This is a genomic window from Natronorubrum thiooxidans (genome assembly GCF_900156475.1).
Lineage (GTDB): Archaea > Halobacteriota > Halobacteria > Halobacteriales > Natrialbaceae > Natronorubrum > Natronorubrum thiooxidans.
The window spans coordinates 396922-413029 of record NZ_FTNR01000002.1 but is presented as its reverse complement, the minus strand read 5'-3'; the positions used below and the strand labels follow the sequence as shown (position 1 = coordinate 413029).

Sequence of the window (16108 nt, the reverse complement as noted above, 5' to 3'; positions counted from 1 at the left end):
TCGATGTCTTCGGGCGCGGGTTTTTCGGGTTCGTCGGTTTTGATGCAGAATGAGACGTACCACGCGCCCGTCGGCTCTTTCTTCAGCGTGACCTCTTTGATGGTTTCGTGGTCTGGGAGGTTGCGGTGGAGACGAATCGGGATTTCGCGGGTTTCGCCTTTGAGTTTCTTGAGTACGAGGAGTCCTCGGTTGTTCGGACCACTCTTCTTGTCGAGTTCGAAGTCCGATTGCCGGTACGTGAAACTCCTGAACTCACGCGGTTTCTTCCAGTTCAGCGACCCAACGTTGTAGCCTTTGGCTTTGAGTTTACCGAGGCTATCGATATTGTCTCGGATGCGCTCGATGGCTTTCTGCAAGACTGTCGAGTAGACCTGTTTGAGGTCTGGCCACCAGTTTTTCATTGTGGGGAGGGTGTCTCTGACGCTCCAGACGCGTTGGCGGAGCGTTCCTGCGTCTTCGGGTATCTGGTTGAATTCGAGGAGTGCGTGGTTGTATGTTTGTCGTACGGTGTTTCGTGTCCAGTCCATCGCTTCGCGTTGCTCTGTGGCGGGGAGTAAGCGATAGCGAGGGCTGTACTTCATACGACGTGTCAACTCGTATGAATTGGGCTGTCTTAATCGTGCTGATTCGGGTGCTTGTGACTCGTGCGGGCGCTGTATCCCCTCCCTACTCGCTCGCTACGCTCGCTCCTTGAGGAAGGGGGCTTAGCGCCCTCTCTTTCAGCTAAATCGCATGCACAATGGTTTGCTGTCACTGTGGCTCGACGCGGCTGCCTACTGGTTCGCGGTCGCTCCGGAACTGACTGACAGCAAACTGTCTCAGATGTAAGTCAATTCACCACCAATACTGATTCAAAAAAACCGAGCGACGAGTTACGAAATCCGAACCGACCTCAATCAGTCGTCAGCGGGAACGGCTCGCTGGTTTTGCGAGTCAGTCATTGCGAGCACGTCGTCGAAGAAGTCGAGAGTGTCCTGTGGGCCGGGGTTGGCTTCGGGGTGATACTGGCGGGTAATAATGTCGTGTTCGACGCCGTCGAGGCCTTCCGGCGTGTCGTCGTTGACGTTGATCTGCGTGATTTCGAGGCGGTCGCCGGGCTCGGCGACCGTGTAGCCGTGGTTCTGGGTGGTCATGACGACGCGGCCGGAGTCGAGGTCCAGCACGGGCTGGTTGATGCCGCGGTGACCGAAGGTCATCTTCTCGGTCGTGCCACCGAGTGCCTCGGCGACGATCTGCTGGCCGAGACAGATGCCGGCGACGGGGGTATCCTCGACGAACGTGTCGACGAGATCGATCGCTTGCTGGTAGTTTGCGGGGTCACCGGGGCCGTTCGAGATGAACAGGACGTCGGGGTCGATTGCCTCGACGTCCGCTTCGGTCGCGTCGTGTGGCAGGACGTGCACCGTCGCGTTGCGCTCGAGCAGCGAGTCGATGATCGAGCCCTTCGCGCCGCAGTCGACCAGGGCGACCGTGTCGCCGTCGTTGTCCTCGCCGTGGACGACCGGCTCGGCGACGCTGACCTGTGCGCCGATCTCCGTGTGGTCGCTCATGGCTTTACACTGTTCGAGCTGCTCGAGTGCGTCGTCTTCGGTGACGTCGTCGCCGACGGCGATTCCACACTTCATCGCGCCGCCGTCACGGATGTCGATGACGACGTCGCGGGTGTCGAGGTGGTCGACGGCGGGGACGCCCTCGCTTTCGAGCCACTCGGTGACGTCGTCGGTGAGTTCCTTTGCGAGTACGGCGCGCGGGTGAACGCGGTCGGACTCGAATCGCTCCTCGCGGACGCCGTAGTTGCCGATCAGCGGGTACGCGAAGGTAAGGATCTGCTCCTCGTACGATGGATCGGTCAGGCTTTCTTCGTAGCCGGTGTATGCCGTCGTGAAAACGAGTTCGCCACGAGCCGTTCCGGAAGCACGACCACGCCCCTCGAGTACGTGGCCCCCTTCCAGTGCAACGTAGGCTGCTGTCATTACGATCTACGTATTGGAGCAACCATCATAAGTGTTGTCTTCGAAGCTGAGTTACGAAATTCGTAATCGGTAAGTGGGTGTCCGGCATAGTCACGCATCTCCATGGACGACCTGGACCGACAGATCCTCGATATTCTCCGGCGAGATGCCCGGACGCCGTACACCGAGATTGCAGACGAGGTCGAAACGAGCGAAGGAACCGTCCGCAACCGCGTCGAGCGGATGATGGACGACGACGTCATCGAGCGCTTTACGATCTCGACACGGACGGGAAACGTCAAAGCGATGCTCGAGATCAGCGTCGCGGTCGACGTCGACACCAAGGCCGTCTCCGAACGGATGGCCGAGTGGGAAGAGGTCGATTTCGTCTGGATGGTCTCGGGCGAGCAGGACATCGTCCTCGTCGTCGACGCCGCGGACACGCGCGGCGTGAACGATCTCATCACGAAGGCTCGTGACCAAACGGAGGTCGTAAACACTAAGACGCGACTGATTCTCGACGAGGAACTGGGTTAGTCGGATTCTACGGACTGCTGTAGTCAGTTACCACCGATCTCCGACCCCGATGCTGGTGATCGGTGGTAAATCGGTACAGCAGACCGTATCGGCGTTCGGTTCGGTCTCGATTTCGGCTTTCTCCTCACCCGGTGGCGTCCCCACTCCCGGCGTCGGTCGCTCGATGGCATCGATCACGCGCTTGCGGCGGTGGATCGCCCGATACCCTCGGCGCAGCATACGGTCGGCCCGCGAACGGGAGATGCGGGCGCTCACCCGTCCGTCGCGGATCGCGTCGACTACCGCCTCGGGTGTGAGTCGGTCGGCCTCGATGACCGTGTACGCCCGGCCCACTTCGAACGGGTAGTGGGCGTCACTGCCGCCGACCAGCGGGAGGTCGCGTTCGGCCGCCAACTCCTCGGCGAGCGGTTGGGAACGGGGGTGTTTGCCGTTGACCTCGATTGCATCGAAAGGAACGTCGGTGAGTTCTCGCACGGTACTGTTTCGAAACGGGTGTGCGACGATCGCGGCGCAGTCCCGGTCGTGTGCCAGTGCAACCGCCTCTTTGGGGGAGAGTGCACCTGGTTTCGTCGCTGCAGGCGGATCCGGCCCGACGACGAGGACGTGGCCGCGATCGGTCGTAATCTCGATCCCGGGCAGCGTTTCGACGTTCGGTGACGGATCGAACGCCGTATAGTAATCGTGGTTGGTCGTCGCGATTCCGTCGAGGTCCCGTCGATCGGCCATCGCGGTGAGCAGACGAACGCCGAGTGGGTCGAACCGGTCTCCGAGGGCCCGGTGTCCGTGGAAGAATCGCGTGTGCGCGTGTAAGTCGACGGTGTACACGAGAACGCAGACGCTGGCCAGATCCTTTTGTCCTCGGCCGGCGTTTCCCGCAGTATGCAATTAGCGGGACCGACCGGCGGTCGAGCGGCCGATCGCGTGCTCATCCTGAATCCCGAAAGTGGGAGCCAGAATCACGTCGACGACGTGGTCGAACTCGGCGGCGAACACGGATTCGACATTCGAAAGACCGAGGAGAGCGGCGACGCGAAGCAACTGGCCCGCGACGCCGCCCCCACCGCCGACCTCATCGCCGCGGTCGGCGGCGACGGGACGGTCAACGGCGTGGTCAACGGCATCGCCGCCGCCGACGAACTCGAGACGACGACCCTCGCCGTCGTTCCCGCCGGAACGGGCAACAACTTCGCGACGAACGTCGGCATCCAGGGGATCGAGCACGCGTTTACGGTACTCGAAGAGGGACGACGCCGGTCGATCGACGTCGGAACGGCGAACGATCGACGCTTCGTCAACTCCTGTGTTGGCGGCATCACCGCCAAAGCGAGCCACAAGACGACCTCCGAGAGCAAGGCGAACCTGGGCGTGCTCGCGTACGTGAAAACCACGCTCGAGATGATGAACTCGTTCGACTCGCTTCCGCTGCGAGTGGAGACGGCTGCGGGACCGAACGGGAAACGAACACAGGCCTGGGAAGGGAACGCCATGTTCGTCCTCATCGGCAACTGCCGGCGGTTTACGGGCGCACGAACGGCCCAGGCCGACGTTGAGGACGGTCTGCTCGAGGTGACGGTCGTCGAAGACGTCCCGACCATGAACTTGCTCGGCGAGGCGGCGCTCAAACGACTGTTCGGCGGCGATAGCTCGTATATCGTTCGTCGGCGAACCCCGTCGCTCGCGATCGAGAGCACTCGGGACGCCATCACGTACAGTCTCGACGGCGAGATGCTCGAAACTGAGACGCTCCACCTTGAGACGAACCCGCGGACGCTCAGGGTCGCCGTCGGCGACGGCTACGAACCAGATCCGGACGACGGAATACTGTAGCCCCATCGAACGCCGACAGCGCGCACTGTGACCTGGCTCGAGGGCGTTACGCCGTCGGTTCGACGTGTCGGTTCATCGGATCGCCGAACTCTCGACGCGGTCGGAGCGCCGCCTCACCGTTGATGTTCGTGCGGATGCGGCGGCTCTACAAGCGCTGCACGACAATCATAGCCGCTCCTGTCCCGATTCGAGACAGTCGAGAGGAGCCGATACTGGTTTCAGGAATCGACGTGATAAACGAGTATGAGCACGCCTCAGGAGGATCTGGAACACGAGAACGCCGGTCAGGACGTGATAGCCGTCGACGAAAACGACACCGAACTCGAGTTAGTCAATCGACTCGACGCCCATACCGGTGACGGCATTCGCCACCGGGCGTTTACGTCGCTCGTCTTCGACGGCGAGGGGAACGTCTTGCTCGCCCAACGAGCGCCCGAGAAACGCCTCTGGGGAACCTACTGGGACGGCACCGTCGCCTCCCACCCCGTCGAGGGTCAGAGTCAGGCGGAGGCGACTCGCCAGCGTCTCGAAGAAGAGTTAGGGATCACGCCCGATCAGTACGACGACCTGCGGCTGACCGACCGCTTCGAGTACAAACGCTACTTCGAGAACGCGGGCGTCGAACACGAGGTCTGTGCCGTCCTGAAACTGACGCTGTCGGATCGCAGCCTCGACCCAAACGACGAGGAGGTGGCGGGACTGCTGTGGGCACCATACGAGCGACTCCACGAGAATCCGGAATCGTACCGCCAGCTTCGACTCTGTCCGTGGTTCGAGATCGCGATGCGTCGTGACGTCCGCGACGAGGAGTAGCGTCTCGAGCCAGCACTGTCCGGACGATTTGACAGTTCGCCCGGACGATCGATGCCATCGCCGTGTACCGTCCCATGATAACAAGTAACAAGGCTTATTATGCCGCCCTTCGTAGCGTTGGTCGAGGACCGACAGAATCGGTCCGTGTGACGAAATGAGTTCCCCACAACCGGAAAAGACCGAGACGCACGAAGTCACGCTCTCTAGAGACGAGCAATGGGTTACCCACCACCTCCTCGTGAGCTATCTCGACGAAGCGATCGACAACGACGAGCGCGCCCTCGAATGGGTCCTCGAGTCGATCGACGCGATCGAGGCTGGTGATCGAACAGCCGTACTTACCAGCGCCCAGGCTCGCAACCTCTTCGATGCGATGACTTCGTATGTCGACGCTGGGGACGCCCCCGAGCGAGACGTCACTCACGGATCGTCGGTCGTCGACCGCCTCGAGACGCGTCTCGAGTCAGTCGAATCGACAACCCAGTAGCAGTCTCCCGTTTTTCGAAGTTAGGGACGTGTCGTCGCCCAGACTGCCGTTACGGCGAGGAAAAAGGCCGGAACCAGCGGCAAGATCAATAGCGCAACGCGGTAGCCAACGCCCGGCGGCCACAGGGTGATCGCGATCGGGGCGATGAGAAACGCGACGACGATCATGCCGACGACGACCCAGCCACGCCAATCGAACTCCCGGTCGACCTGATCGGGATGGACTGACCCGCCGTCCCAATCGTCGTCTGTTGACTCCGCTCGCGTTCCATCGTCGTCGAACGCGGACGGATCGTGGACGTAGCCGCTGTCGTCGCTCGAGGTCACAGGCTACGTTTCGAGCCTGTGGTGAAAGTCCTCACGGTTCCGGAACGCTCCGGCTTCGATGGCTTACTCGAGTTCGCTGTCGGGACGGACGACGACCTTGCCGAACCCTTCTCGGTTCTCGATAATCTCGTGGGCGCGTGCGCTCTCGCTCATCGGCAGCTCCTCACGGATCGCCGGCTGGAACGTGCCGTCCCAGACGAGTTCCATCACGTCGTCGACCTGACCGGGTGTGGCCATCGTCGAGCCGATGATCTCGAGTTGGTTCCAGAAGATTCGTGGGATGTCCGTCTCGGGGTTACCGCCGCCGGTGCCGCCACAGGTGACGAGTCGCCCGCCCTTGGTGAGACTCTTCAGGGAGTCCTGCCACGTGGGTGCGCCGACGTGTTCGACGACGACGTCGACGCCGCGGCCGTCCGTCTCCGAGCGGACCCAGTCCGCGAAGTTCTCCTCTTCGTAGTTACAGACGTGGTCTGCGCCGTGTTCCTCGGCGTACTGCAGCTTCTCTTCGGTACTGCCTGTCGCGTACACCTCTGCGCCCGCGTAGTTTGCGATCTGAAGCGCGGCGTGGCCGACTCCGCCGCTGGCTCCGAGGACGAGTACCGATTCGCCGGCCTCGAGGTCGGCGCGCTCGATCAGCATTCGCCAAGCGGTCTGGAAGACCAGACAGCTCGAGCCGGCGACCTCCCAGTCGACGTGGTCGGGGACGGGGATGAGGTTGTCCTCGGAGATCGCGGCGTACTCGGAGTGAATGCCGGTAACGTGCTCGCCGATGATGTGAAAGCGCGGATCCAGTGTCGGGTCGTCCATCCGGAGGTCACCGACACCAGCCGAGAGCGCGACGTGGTCGCCCTCCTCGAACCGGGTGACGTCCTCACCAACTTCGGCGACGACGCCGGCCCCGTCACTGCCAGGAATGTGTGGCATCTCGAGGTCGATCCCCGGCATGCCTCGGCGAGTCCAGATATCCAGATGGTTGAGCGCTGCCGCCTTTACGTCGACCAGTACCTCGTCGCGATCGATTTCGGGATCTGGGTACTCGCCGTACTCGATGACGTCCGTGTCACCGTGTTCCGTGACTTTGACTGCTTGCATACACGGAGGTCAACGCAAACCCGCCTCATAACAGTTGGGCTATGCTGTCGCGCATCACGATTCATCGATGGTGTGTTTTACCTGTCAGCCGGTAAACCGTACGGTATGAACGAACGGGACGCGGAGACAGACGAAGCGACGGCCACAACTGACGTCGACGACGAGCAGACGGCGGCTGCGGAAGGCGACGAGCAGACGGCGGCTGCGGAAGGCGACGAGCAGACGGCGGCTGCGGAAGGCGACGAGCCGACGGCTGAGACCGAAGACGGCGAGAACGGGGACCAGTCTGACGAGGCGGCTGCATCCGACACCACCTCTCTCGGGGTTGGCGTCGTCACGATCGCAACAGACCGAGCGATCGGAAACGATATTGCCGGGGAGACGATCATTACGGCCCTCAAAAAGGAATCCCACGAGATCGTGGTCCGAGAGCACCTCGAGACCGAGCACGATCAGGTCCAGTCGACCGTCTCGCGGCTGCTCGACCGCGACGACATCGACCTGATCGTTACCGGCGGCGCAACCAGTGTCGAACCTGACGACATCACCATCGAGGCCGTCGAGCCACTGCTCGAGAAGGAGCTCTCGGCGTTCAGCGAGCTGTTTACCGCGCTGGCCTACGAAGAGGTCGGCACTCGAATTATCGCAGCGCGAACGCTTGCAGGCGTCGCTGACGGCATCCCGGTGTTCTGTCTCCCCGGCAACGAAGCCGCAGTCCGACTCGGCCTCGAGGAGATCATCCTGCCCGAGGCACACCATCTCATCGGGCTTGCCCGTGGACCCGACGACGAAGACGAACCCAGCGCAGAACCCGAGGGAGACGAGCCCGAAGCCGAGGAAGCCGAGACGGACGCTGGCGAGTCCGATTCGACGGACGACGAACGGAACACGGATCGAGATGATAACGAGACCGAAGCCGAAAACGGAGGGGAATGAGATGGATACTCCTGACGATCCTATCGACAAAGCAGCCGTTCGCGAACGCGTCTGGGATGCCCTCGAGGACAGCGGCGAAGCCCGGTTTCCGTTCCCACCGCATGGCCGGATTCCGAACTTCGCCGGGGCGGACGCGGCGGCCGACCGGCTCGCCGAGCAACCCGAGTGGCAGGCCGCCGCGACCATCAAGGCCAACCCCGACGCGCCACAGCTGCCGGTTCGGCGGCGAGCGCTGCGCGAGGGCAAGACGGTCTACATGGCTGTGCCCCGACTTGCAGACGAGCAGTGTTTCCTGCAACTCGATCCCAACGACCTCGAGGACTACGACGCCGCGACGACGGTGTCGGGCTCGTCGACCCACGGCGAGCCGGTCGGTCCGGACGCAGTCGAGACAATCGATCTGATCGTCTCCGGAAGCGTGGGTGTCACCGACGCCGGGAAACGGGTCGGGAAAGGCGAGGGCTACAGCGACCTCGAGTATGCGATGTTACGGGAACTTGCCCTCGTCGACGGGGAAACGACGGTCGCGACGACGGTCCACGAGCGACAGCTCCTCGACGAGCCGGTGTCGACCGGCGATCACGACGTCACGATGGACCTGATCGTCACGCCCGAGCGGACGGTCCGTCCCGACGGCCACGAGCAGCCGACCGGAATCAACTGGGCGCTCCTGACGGACGAGCGACTGGAGGAGATTCCCGTGTTACAGCGGCTTCGATCGCAGGAAAGCGACAGCTGAAACGAACGGGAAGTGTGTACACACCGATTACCGCCGCTGCCGTGTGATTGAGTGTGCAGTGGTTTTCAGCGGCTCTGATCGGCGACTGGCGAACGAATCACCCCGAGGCGCGAAAAATGCTCGCGCCCCGGGTGCCACCCGCAGGGGTGATACGGGCCGGTGCAGGGGCCCGTGTCAGTACCGCCGAAACGGGACGGTGTGGCAATGGTGGGGAAGGGTGCTGTGGTGGGGTTGCTGGAAGTCACGGGAACAGGCAGTGGATGCCTTGGTGGGGTCTGCCCGTTGACCTCCATCCGTCGCTACCGGCGGGATCTACTTTAACGGGGGCGACAGTACGTGAGTCTTGTCCCGGATTTTGCCGAATTCAATCCGCATTTACTCGGATCAATGCTGGCTCGAGAGCGTTCACTGACGGTATCTTTCTCATAAGGACCGATTTCGACGGGCGAACGACCGATCAGCTGGTCAGTTCGTCGGCGACGACCGCAGCGTCCATCAGCTGCGGATCGACGGCGAGGTCGAGTTGTCCCTTGATGAAATCCGGAATCGTGTCTCGGGCGTAGACGACCGTCCGAACGTCGTCGTTGAGATCACAGACGATCGGGATCGTCGTCGCCTCGCTGACGTCCGTCAGGACGTACAGCTCCGCCTCGAGAACGCCGGCTTCCTCGAGGACGGGCCGTGAGATAACGCCCGTAACACGCGCGACGTGTGCGCCCGTTGCCTCGAGAGCCTCGGTGATGTTGTCCTCGTCCGGTCCGGCAACGATGACGTCCATGCTCATTCGTACTCGATCGTTGCAGGTGGTTTGTGGGTCACGTCGTAGACGACGCGGGCGACGTTTTCGTGGCCACCGGTGATTCGGGACTGGATACGCTGGAGCGTCTCCCAGTCGATCTCCTGGGCGCGGGCGGTCATGCCATCTCGCGACTCGACGGAGCGAACGGAGACGACCCAGCCGTGGACGCGGTTGTCGCCTTTGACACCCGTTGCCTTGCCGATGACGGCTGCAAGCGCCTGCCATGGCTCGTACTCCTCGAGTTCCTCCTCGACGACGTGGCAGGCATGACGGGCGACCTCGAGTTTCTCGTCGGTGACTTCGCCGATGACGCGCACGGCGAGGCCGGGGCCGGGGAACGGCATCCGCTCGGCGACGATTTCCTCGAGTCCGAGGTGGCGAGCGACCTCGCGGACTTCGTCCTTATAGAGGTCACGAACGGGTTCGACGATACCCTCGAAGTCGACGATATCGGGCAGGCCGCCGACGTTGTGGTGGGATTTGATGCCGCCTTCGCTCTCGATGCGGTCGGGGTAGATCGTCCCCTGCACGAGGTAGTCTGCGTCGGCGTCTTTCGCTTCGCGCTCGAACTCGCGGATGAACTGCTCGCCGATAACCGCGCGTTTCTCCTCGGGGTCCGTGACGCCGGCAAGCGCCTCGAGGAAGCGGTCTTTGGCGTCGACGATTCGCAGCGACTCCATGTAGTCGAACGTCTCGCGGATCTGGGCGGTTTCGCCTTTCCGCATCAGGCCGGTGTCGACGTAGACCGGGGTGAGCTGGTCGCCGATGGACTCGTAGGCCAGCGCGGCGGCGACCGATGAGTCGACACCGCCCGAGAGGGCAATGACCGCGTTTGCATCGCCGATTTCGTCTTCGATCTCTGCAACTGCCTCCGGAACGAACGTCTCAGTGTCTACCATCAGTGGGTTACCTCAGTTTCGGTGTTGGTCTCTGCGGATTCCTGCTCGGTGTCGGCGGTGGCGTTTGTGCGCTCGAGGACGGCCTCGACGAGTCCGACGAACGGCGGGCTCGGCTGGCCGGGACGGGACGTGTACTCGGGGTGGAACTGCGTCCCGAGGAAGTAGGGATGGTCCTCGAGTTCGAGGATCTCCATCCGGTTGCCCGCCGTGCCCGAGAACGTCAGCGGCTCGTCGTCGAACTGGTCGAAGTACTCGGGGTTGACCTCGTAGCGGTGGCGGTGGCGCTCGGTACAGGACGTGTCGTCGTAGAGGTCGTAGGCGAGTGTTTCGGGTTCGATCACGGTCGTGTGCTCGCCCAGCCGCATCGTGCCGCCCATGTCTTCGACCTCGTACTGTTCTGGGAGGATGTCGATGACCGGGTGTGGGGTGTCTTCGACCATCTCCGCCGAGTGGGCGTCCTCGAGTCCCAGCACGTGGCGGGCGTACTCGACGACGGCCATCTGGAAGCCAAGACAGAGACCGAGGAACGGCACGTCGTTTTCGCGGGCGTATCGGACGGCTTCGATCTTGCCCTCGGAGCCGCGCATTCCGAAGCCACCGGGGACGATGACGCCGTCGACGTCCTCGAGTTGGCCATCGTGGCCCTCGGCCATCTCGTCGGCCGACACCCAGTGGACGTTGACGTCAGCGCCGAGTTCGAAGCCGGCGTGTTTGAGCGACTCGTGGATCGACATGTACGCGTCTTCTAAGTCGTACTTGCCGACCAGCGCGACGTCGACTTCATCGTTTTTCTCCGACGTGACGATATTACGCCACTCGTTGGCTCGCTCGCCCGGCGGGAGCGCCTCGTCGTCGAGGTCGAAGTGCTCGAGCACGTACTGGTCTAAGCCTTCCTCCTCGACCATCAGCGGGACGTGATAGACGTCGTCGACGTCTGGGTTCGAGAACACCGCCTCGGTCGGGATATCACAGAACAGCGCGATCTTCTCTTTGGTCTCGGGGTCGAGCCGATCCTCACAGCGCCCGACGATGATGTCGGGCTGGAGGCCGATCGACCGGACCTCTTTGACGCTGTGTTGGGTCGGTTTGGTCTTCTGTTCGCCGTTTTTCGAGTACGGGACGAGGGTCACGTGCGTAAAGAGCACGTTCTCCTCGGGTTCCTCGTGGGCGAACTGGCGGAGGGCCTCGAGGTAGGGCATCCCCTCGATGTCGCCGACCGTGCCACCGACTTCGATGATACAGACGTCGGTGCCTTCGGCGGCCTCTCGAATGCGGCGTTTGATGTCGTTGGTGATGTGCGGGATGATCTGGACCGTCTTCCCGAGGTAGTCGCCTGCACGTTCTTTCTCGATGACGTGCTGGTACGTTTTCCCGGTGGTGATGTTATGATCCGAGGTCATGTCGATATCGAGGAACCGTTCGTAGTTCCCCAGATCGAGGTCGACCTCCCCGCCGTCTTCTAAGACGTAGACCTCACCGTGTTGGTAGGGATTCATCGTCCCTGCGTCGACGTTGAGATACGGATCGATCTTCACAGCGGTGACATCGAACCCGGCGTTTTTCAGGAGTCGGCCGGTGCTCGCGGCCGTAATCCCTTTGCCGAGTCCCGACATCACACCGCCGGTGACGAAGATGAACTTGCTCCCCAGATCGGGGTCATAATGAGTGTCCGATTCCGTCGGCATACCGAGTGTCCGTGTGAACGGTTGAAAACGATTTCGGGACCGGTCCGTCTCCGGCATGCCCTGTCATTCTCGAGTGTGACAGGTTCGCCACGGCCGGTCGGGTGCCCGAACTGTTTTGTGGAGTGACAGCAACGAATCACCTGTGGCCACGCACGACAGACAGTCAGGCCCAGCGCCCAGCGTTTCCGAGCCAGATCTCGGATTCAAAGCCGGCTTCGGGTTCTATCTCGGGGTGATCATTGCCGGAGCGACCGCAATCGCTGGCGTCGCCACGGATGCGACGACGGCGACGATTCTCGCGACGGCACCGAGTACGTTGACAGCCGTCCTGCTACTCGTTTTCATTTTCGGCCATCGGCTGCGTGGCCTCCCCGAACGAATCGGCCAGTCTCGCCGTCGACGGCTCGCGTGCTATCTCCCGGCGGCCGCGTTCGTGGCCGTCTTGTTCGTCCCCGCAATCACCTCACTCGAGTCCACGACCCGACTCAGCGTGCTCGCGATCGCGAGCAGTCTGCTCAGTGGGGCCGTCGCCGTCGGCATTGCACGGATGACCAGAAATCGGTCCGTCGCCGCGGTGACGCCCGACGAGCCGGTCGTCTCCTGGGCGTGGCACGACCCCCGCTACGGAGCGAACGGGTGGGCGTCCATCGTCATGGCGGTCGGCCTCGTTATCGCCGGCCTCGGGAGCATTGCCGCCGGCAACTGGATCGGCCTCCTCTGGGCGGGGTACGGGACCGTCGTGCTCCTCGCAAATCGATTCGACTGGGGTGGCGACTGGGTCGATTTCGATGCGAGCGAGCGCTGGAGCGTTCCGGAGATCCACGCCCACGCGGCCGGCGTCGTCCTCGAGCGCACCTACAAGCGAACGCTCGTGCCGTGGGATTCGATCACCGGCATCGAACTCACCGATGACGAACTCGTTCTCGAGCACCGGTGGCTCGATATCCGCTGTGACCGCTCGGCGATCGATGACCCCGAACACGTCCTCGAGGAACTCGAACGCGCACGCGGGCGACGAGAGCCGTCGCCCGACGCTCGAGTCACACTGACAGACAACACGAAGTAGTGTCCGTGTGACGGTGGAGATATGACGGATCTTCGTGTCACCGTTGGTGAGCGGGAGTTGACAGCGACCTGGACCGACGACGCCCCGGAAACGAGGGCCGCACTCGAGGCTGCGTTGCCCGTCGCGGGCGATGGGATTCGCTGGGGCGACGAACTCTACTTCGATCTCGCCCTCGACGTGCCAGCCGAACACGCCAGCGAGGTCGTTCCGGAGGGGGCGATCGCCTACTGGCCTGACGGGGACAAACTGTGTCTGTTCTGGGGCGAGACGCCAGCCAGTACCGACGGCGAGCCGCGCGCTGCTGCGCCCGTTACTGTCGTTGCCAGACTCGAGGACGTCTCGGCGCTTGCGGAGCTAGATGGCGGGACGCGAGTGCGACTCGAGCGAGCGGAGTAACGCCGAATTCAGATTCGCTTGCGCGGGGTTGGTCCCGGATCGGGCGTTCGACCGTCGGCGCTGGAGTAGACGATCCGCTGGGAAACGGCGAGTGCCGCAAACAGTCCACCGGCAGCGAGAAACAGTGTCGTCGAACCGATCGCCAGCCCAGAGACGAGTGCGGCTCCGAGGACGACGTACGACACGACAAGTATCCAGACGAACTGAGTCATACGAGTTATAGGCTTGCACGAAGGTTAAGGGTAGCGACCGATTCCGTCTCCATCAGCCGGCGGGGATCGCTACTTGCCCCAGAAGTGAACGCTGGCGTACGAACAAAGTGTGCATACCGGCTCACTCTATCACACGGATTCTCGGGTATCGAGATAGTTGTTCACGACCATCGGTGCGACGACACCGACAAAAAACAGCAGCACCATCAAAATTTCATCTGGTAAATCGGTCAGCCAAAATCCGCCGAAAGTGAGGGCCATTGCGACCGCGACAAACCCGCCGACGACTTTGTTTTCACGGGAGACCATACCAACCGTCTCTGCCCGATGTCACAAAATAACTTCGGAGTTTTGACTGTTATTTGCCCCAGAACGGATCACGACTGCGCTGTTTGTCCAGATACATATTCAGCGCCTCGAGTTCGTCACCCGGAATCTCGCTTGCCAGCTCCTGCTCTAAGATCTTCGCGTGTTTCTCGGGGACCGCAGTCCAGAGTTCGTCGTCCTCCTCGATCTGGCGGCCAACGGTCGGGCCGTCGATCGCGACGCTCACGCGGTTGCCGGCGCGGGCCTCGTCGACGTCTTCGCCCTGTTCTTGAATCCCTTTGACCTGGCCGACGCGTTCGGGTTCGTTGTTCTCGAACTTGACGACATTGGCGTTATTCTGGATCGTGCCCGAGTTCACTTCGACGCCGACGACTGCGGGGTCGTTCTGGCGGAAGGTATGGTCGGGCAGAATCCGGAACCGGGCGGGCCGTACGATGTTGTCGAGAATCGTATCCTGCTGGGCGCGCTCGAGTTCCTCGATGTGCTGTTCGTACTCCTCGATAAGCTGATAGATGACCTCGTCGGTGAACAGTTTCACGTCGTCGATCTCGGCGCGCTGTTCGGCGTCGCTGAGCACGTCGACGTTGAAGCCGAGGATCGCCTGCTGTTTCGAATCTTCGGCCGTCGAGGCCACGGAAATGTCACGCGGGGCGATGTCGCCGACCTCAGCACGGACGATCGGCACTTCGGCTTCGTCGAGGGCGTCGGCCATCGCCTCGAGGCTGCCGAGCGTGTCGGCTTTGACGACGACACCTTGCTCTTCGGTGTCGACGGCGATATCCGCGAGTTCGGCCTCGACCTCGGCGACGACGTCCTCGAGGGGCCGATCGCGGACGACCCGGACCGGCGCGCCGGCCATCGCGTCTGCAAGGTCCGGCGCGGCGACTTTGATCCCGGATGCAGCCGACACCTCGTCGACTTTCTCGAACCGGCTCTCAGTTCGAATTTCGGCGAGCGGTCGAGGCTGGAGCAGCGCCCGAACCTCGGTGACGATGGGCTTGTTCATCCCCCCGACGACGATCGTGTCGTCGGCTCTGATCGTCCCGTCGTAGAGGACGGTGTCGATGGTTGTCCCGAAGCCTTTCTCCTCTTTGACCTCGAGGACGGTACCGACGCCGGGGCCGGCGACGTCGATCTCCATCTCCTCTTTCATGTAGCGCTGGGAGAGTCCCATCATCACGGTCAGCAGGTCGGGGACGCCCTCGCCGGTCATCGCCGAGACGGGGACGACGCCGACGTTGCGCTGGAAGTTCTGGACGCGCCAGTACAGGTCCGCGGAGAAGCCCTCGTCCGAGAGGTTACCGATGATCTCATAGAGGTTCTCGTCCAGTCGCTTGCGCACCCGATCCGACTGAGATTCGTAGGTGTCGTTGATCGGCGAGTCCTCGTTGACGTTCCAGCCGGGGACGGTGTCGATCTTGTTCGCAGCGACGATAAACGGCGTTTCGGAACGTTTGAGGATCTCTAAGGCCTCGAGCGTTTGGGGCTGGAACCCGTCGTTGACGTCGACGACGAGGATCGCGATGTCGGCGAGTGCGCCACCGCGGGAGCGAAGCGTCGTAAAGGAGTGGTGACCCGGCGTATCGATAAACAGCAGGCCGGGGAGGTCGAAGTCGTCCGGGTCGACGAGGTCGCCCGCGATGGTGGAGATGATATCCAGCGGCACGGCTGTCGCGCCGATGTGCTGGGTAATCGCCCCTGCTTCACCCTCGATAACTGCAGAGCCGCGTATTTTATCGAGGAGACTGGTCTTACCGTGATCGACGTGTCCGAGGACAGCGACGATCGGTGTTCTGAGAGATGTGGGGTCGCGCGTATCCGTATTCGACATGGTGAACCACCCGAGAAGGTCTTGTCTAAAGCGTCCGCAGGACGGTAGTTAAACCCATCGTCATCCGCGTTCGCCGATTTCCACGCGAACTGATCAGAGACGGATTCGACGAGCGACGAGAAAAGCCATCACGGTGTTTCGCGTGGACCCCGTGGTTTTTAATACCGATTAGTAAGTACGGGTA

General features: G+C 62.3%; 19 protein-coding genes. 8 read left to right on the top strand and 11 right to left on the bottom strand.

Annotation, left to right across the window (positions count from 1 at the left end; genetic code table 11):
- Both BW940_RS05160 and carA read right to left on the bottom strand, forming a co-directional pair.
- A partial coding sequence (locus BW940_RS05160) for an RNA-guided endonuclease InsQ/TnpB family protein (protein ID WP_143823863.1) occupies positions 1 to 581 on the bottom strand: 581 nt, incomplete at its 3' end.
- Positions 582 to 896: 315 nt separating this feature from the next.
- A complete protein-coding gene (gene carA / locus BW940_RS05155) occupies positions 897 to 1973 on the bottom strand; it encodes a glutamine-hydrolyzing carbamoyl-phosphate synthase small subunit (RefSeq protein ID WP_076608105.1) in 1077 nt (358 codons plus the stop codon).
- A 102-nt stretch (positions 1974 to 2075) separates the two neighbouring features.
- On the opposite strand from carA, the gene BW940_RS05150 reads away from it, so the two are divergent.
- On the top strand, positions 2076 to 2489 hold the full coding sequence (locus BW940_RS05150) for an Lrp/AsnC family transcriptional regulator (protein WP_076608104.1): 414 nt from the start codon (positions 2076 to 2078) through the stop codon (positions 2487 to 2489).
- Between the two features lie 27 nt (positions 2490 to 2516).
- Here the strand turns inward: BW940_RS05150 and BW940_RS05145 are convergent, their stop codons facing one another.
- On the bottom strand, positions 2517 to 3314 hold the full coding sequence (locus BW940_RS05145; protein ID WP_076608103.1) for a PHP domain-containing protein: 798 nt from the start codon (positions 3312 to 3314) through the stop codon (positions 2517 to 2519).
- A gap of 54 nt (positions 3315 to 3368) precedes the next feature.
- Here BW940_RS05145 and BW940_RS05140 point away from each other — a divergent pair, with 54 nt between their 5' ends.
- The 3 genes from BW940_RS05140 to BW940_RS05130 all read left to right on the top strand — a co-directional run bounded on the left by BW940_RS05140 (position 3369) and on the right by BW940_RS05130 (position 5616).
- Positions 3369 to 4316: a diacylglycerol/lipid kinase family protein gene (locus BW940_RS05140; protein WP_076608102.1), complete on the top strand. Its 948-nt coding sequence runs from the start codon at positions 3369 to 3371 to the stop codon at positions 4314 to 4316.
- Positions 4317 to 4559: 243 nt separating this feature from the next.
- Entirely contained in the window at positions 4560 to 5129 is a 570-nt protein-coding gene (locus BW940_RS05135; protein ID WP_076608101.1) for an NUDIX hydrolase, read from the top strand.
- Between the two features lie 154 nt (positions 5130 to 5283).
- The gene (locus tag BW940_RS05130; protein WP_076608100.1) at positions 5284 to 5616 is read left to right on the top strand and encodes a DUF7853 family protein; all 333 of its coding nucleotides are present in this window, start codon (positions 5284 to 5286) and stop codon (positions 5614 to 5616) included.
- Positions 5617 to 5636: 20 nt separating this feature from the next.
- Here the strand turns inward: BW940_RS05130 and BW940_RS05125 are convergent, their stop codons facing one another.
- Both BW940_RS05125 and BW940_RS05120 read right to left on the bottom strand, forming a co-directional pair.
- Positions 5637 to 5942 (bottom strand): hypothetical protein, encoded by a 306-nt coding sequence (locus BW940_RS05125; protein ID WP_076608099.1) that lies wholly within the window; start codon positions 5940 to 5942, stop codon positions 5637 to 5639.
- A gap of 63 nt (positions 5943 to 6005) precedes the next feature.
- A complete protein-coding gene (locus BW940_RS05120) occupies positions 6006 to 7034 on the bottom strand; it encodes a zinc-binding dehydrogenase (protein ID WP_076608098.1) in 1029 nt (342 codons plus the stop codon).
- A 105-nt stretch (positions 7035 to 7139) separates the two neighbouring features.
- Between BW940_RS05120 and BW940_RS05115 the strand changes: the two genes are divergently transcribed.
- On the top strand, positions 7140 to 7970 hold the full coding sequence (locus BW940_RS05115) for a MogA/MoaB family molybdenum cofactor biosynthesis protein (RefSeq protein ID WP_076608097.1): 831 nt from the start codon (positions 7140 to 7142) through the stop codon (positions 7968 to 7970).
- Position 7971: 1 nt separating this feature from the next.
- Positions 7972 to 8709, top strand: a complete 738-nt coding sequence (locus BW940_RS05110) for a 5-formyltetrahydrofolate cyclo-ligase (protein WP_173834846.1) — start codon at positions 7972 to 7974, stop codon at positions 8707 to 8709.
- 457 nt (positions 8710 to 9166) lie between these two features.
- Here BW940_RS05110 and BW940_RS05105 read toward each other — a convergent pair whose 3' ends face one another.
- The 3 genes from BW940_RS05105 to pyrG are packed head-to-tail and all read right to left on the bottom strand — an operon-like array spanning position 9167 to position 12092.
- Entirely contained in the window at positions 9167 to 9493 is a 327-nt protein-coding gene (locus tag BW940_RS05105) for a DUF7126 family protein (RefSeq protein ID WP_076608095.1), read from the bottom strand.
- Positions 9490 to 10407, bottom strand: coding sequence for a glutamine-hydrolyzing GMP synthase (gene guaA / locus BW940_RS05100; RefSeq protein ID WP_076608094.1), 918 nt, complete (start codon positions 10405 to 10407; stop codon positions 9490 to 9492). Before guaA ends, BW940_RS05105 begins: the two co-directional genes overlap by 4 nt.
- Positions 10407 to 12092 carry a glutamine hydrolyzing CTP synthase gene (gene pyrG / locus BW940_RS05095; protein WP_076608140.1) on the bottom strand — a complete coding sequence of 562 codons (1686 nt, stop codon included), beginning with the start codon at positions 12090 to 12092 and terminating at the stop codon, positions 10407 to 10409. The genes guaA and pyrG overlap by 1 nt, the downstream gene beginning before the upstream one ends.
- 142 nt (positions 12093 to 12234) lie before the next feature.
- On the opposite strand from pyrG, the gene BW940_RS05090 reads away from it, so the two are divergent.
- On the top strand, positions 12235 to 13158 hold the full coding sequence (locus BW940_RS05090; protein ID WP_076608093.1) for a hypothetical protein: 924 nt from the start codon (positions 12235 to 12237) through the stop codon (positions 13156 to 13158).
- 21 nt (positions 13159 to 13179) lie between these two features.
- Positions 13180 to 13554 (top strand): cyclophilin-like fold protein, encoded by a 375-nt coding sequence (locus BW940_RS05085; protein WP_076608092.1) that lies wholly within the window; start codon positions 13180 to 13182, stop codon positions 13552 to 13554.
- 8 nt (positions 13555 to 13562) lie between these two features.
- On the opposite strand, the gene BW940_RS05080 is transcribed toward BW940_RS05085, so the two are convergent.
- The 3 genes from BW940_RS05080 to infB all read right to left on the bottom strand — a co-directional run bounded on the left by BW940_RS05080 (position 13563) and on the right by infB (position 15924).
- On the bottom strand, positions 13563 to 13766 hold the full coding sequence (locus BW940_RS05080) for a hypothetical protein (RefSeq protein WP_076608091.1): 204 nt from the start codon (positions 13764 to 13766) through the stop codon (positions 13563 to 13565).
- A 129-nt stretch (positions 13767 to 13895) separates the two neighbouring features.
- Entirely contained in the window at positions 13896 to 14075 is a 180-nt protein-coding gene (locus tag BW940_RS05075) for a hypothetical protein (RefSeq protein WP_076608090.1), read from the bottom strand.
- Positions 14076 to 14124: 49 nt separating this feature from the next.
- Entirely contained in the window at positions 14125 to 15924 is a 1800-nt protein-coding gene (gene infB / locus BW940_RS05070; protein WP_076608089.1) for a translation initiation factor IF-2, read from the bottom strand.
- Positions 15925 to 16108: the final 184 nt, after the last annotated feature.

Excerpts from the sequence above, each read along its gene's own strand:
- guaA (WP_076608094.1), bottom strand. The coding sequence starts at position 10,407 with ATGGTAGACACTGAGACGTTCGTTCCGGAGGCAGTTGCAGAGATCGAA.
- BW940_RS05110 (WP_173834846.1), top strand. The coding sequence starts at position 7,972 with ATGGATACTCCTGACGATCCTATCGACAAAGCAGCCGTTCGCGAACGC.
- pyrG (WP_076608140.1), bottom strand. The coding sequence starts at position 12,092 with ATGCCGACGGAATCGGACACTCATTATGACCCCGATCTGGGGAGCAAG.
- BW940_RS05150 (WP_076608104.1), top strand. The coding sequence starts at position 2,076 with ATGGACGACCTGGACCGACAGATCCTCGATATTCTCCGGCGAGATGCC.
- BW940_RS05135 (WP_076608101.1), top strand. The coding sequence starts at position 4,560 with ATGAGCACGCCTCAGGAGGATCTGGAACACGAGAACGCCGGTCAGGAC.
- BW940_RS05085 (WP_076608092.1), top strand. The coding sequence starts at position 13,180 with ATGACGGATCTTCGTGTCACCGTTGGTGAGCGGGAGTTGACAGCGACC.
- BW940_RS05130 (WP_076608100.1), top strand. The coding sequence starts at position 5,284 with ATGAGTTCCCCACAACCGGAAAAGACCGAGACGCACGAAGTCACGCTC.
- BW940_RS05140 (WP_076608102.1), top strand. The coding sequence starts at position 3,369 with ATGCAATTAGCGGGACCGACCGGCGGTCGAGCGGCCGATCGCGTGCTC.
- BW940_RS05120 (WP_076608098.1), bottom strand. The coding sequence starts at position 7,034 with ATGCAAGCAGTCAAAGTCACGGAACACGGTGACACGGACGTCATCGAG.
- BW940_RS05075 (WP_076608090.1), bottom strand. The coding sequence starts at position 14,075 with ATGGTCTCCCGTGAAAACAAAGTCGTCGGCGGGTTTGTCGCGGTCGCA.
- BW940_RS05115 (WP_076608097.1), top strand. The coding sequence starts at position 7,140 with ATGAACGAACGGGACGCGGAGACAGACGAAGCGACGGCCACAACTGAC.
- BW940_RS05105 (WP_076608095.1), bottom strand. The coding sequence starts at position 9,493 with ATGAGCATGGACGTCATCGTTGCCGGACCGGACGAGGACAACATCACC.
- carA (WP_076608105.1), bottom strand. The coding sequence starts at position 1,973 with ATGACAGCAGCCTACGTTGCACTGGAAGGGGGCCACGTACTCGAGGGG.
- infB (WP_076608089.1), bottom strand. The coding sequence starts at position 15,924 with ATGTCGAATACGGATACGCGCGACCCCACATCTCTCAGAACACCGATC.
- BW940_RS05080 (WP_076608091.1), bottom strand. The coding sequence starts at position 13,766 with ATGACTCAGTTCGTCTGGATACTTGTCGTGTCGTACGTCGTCCTCGGA.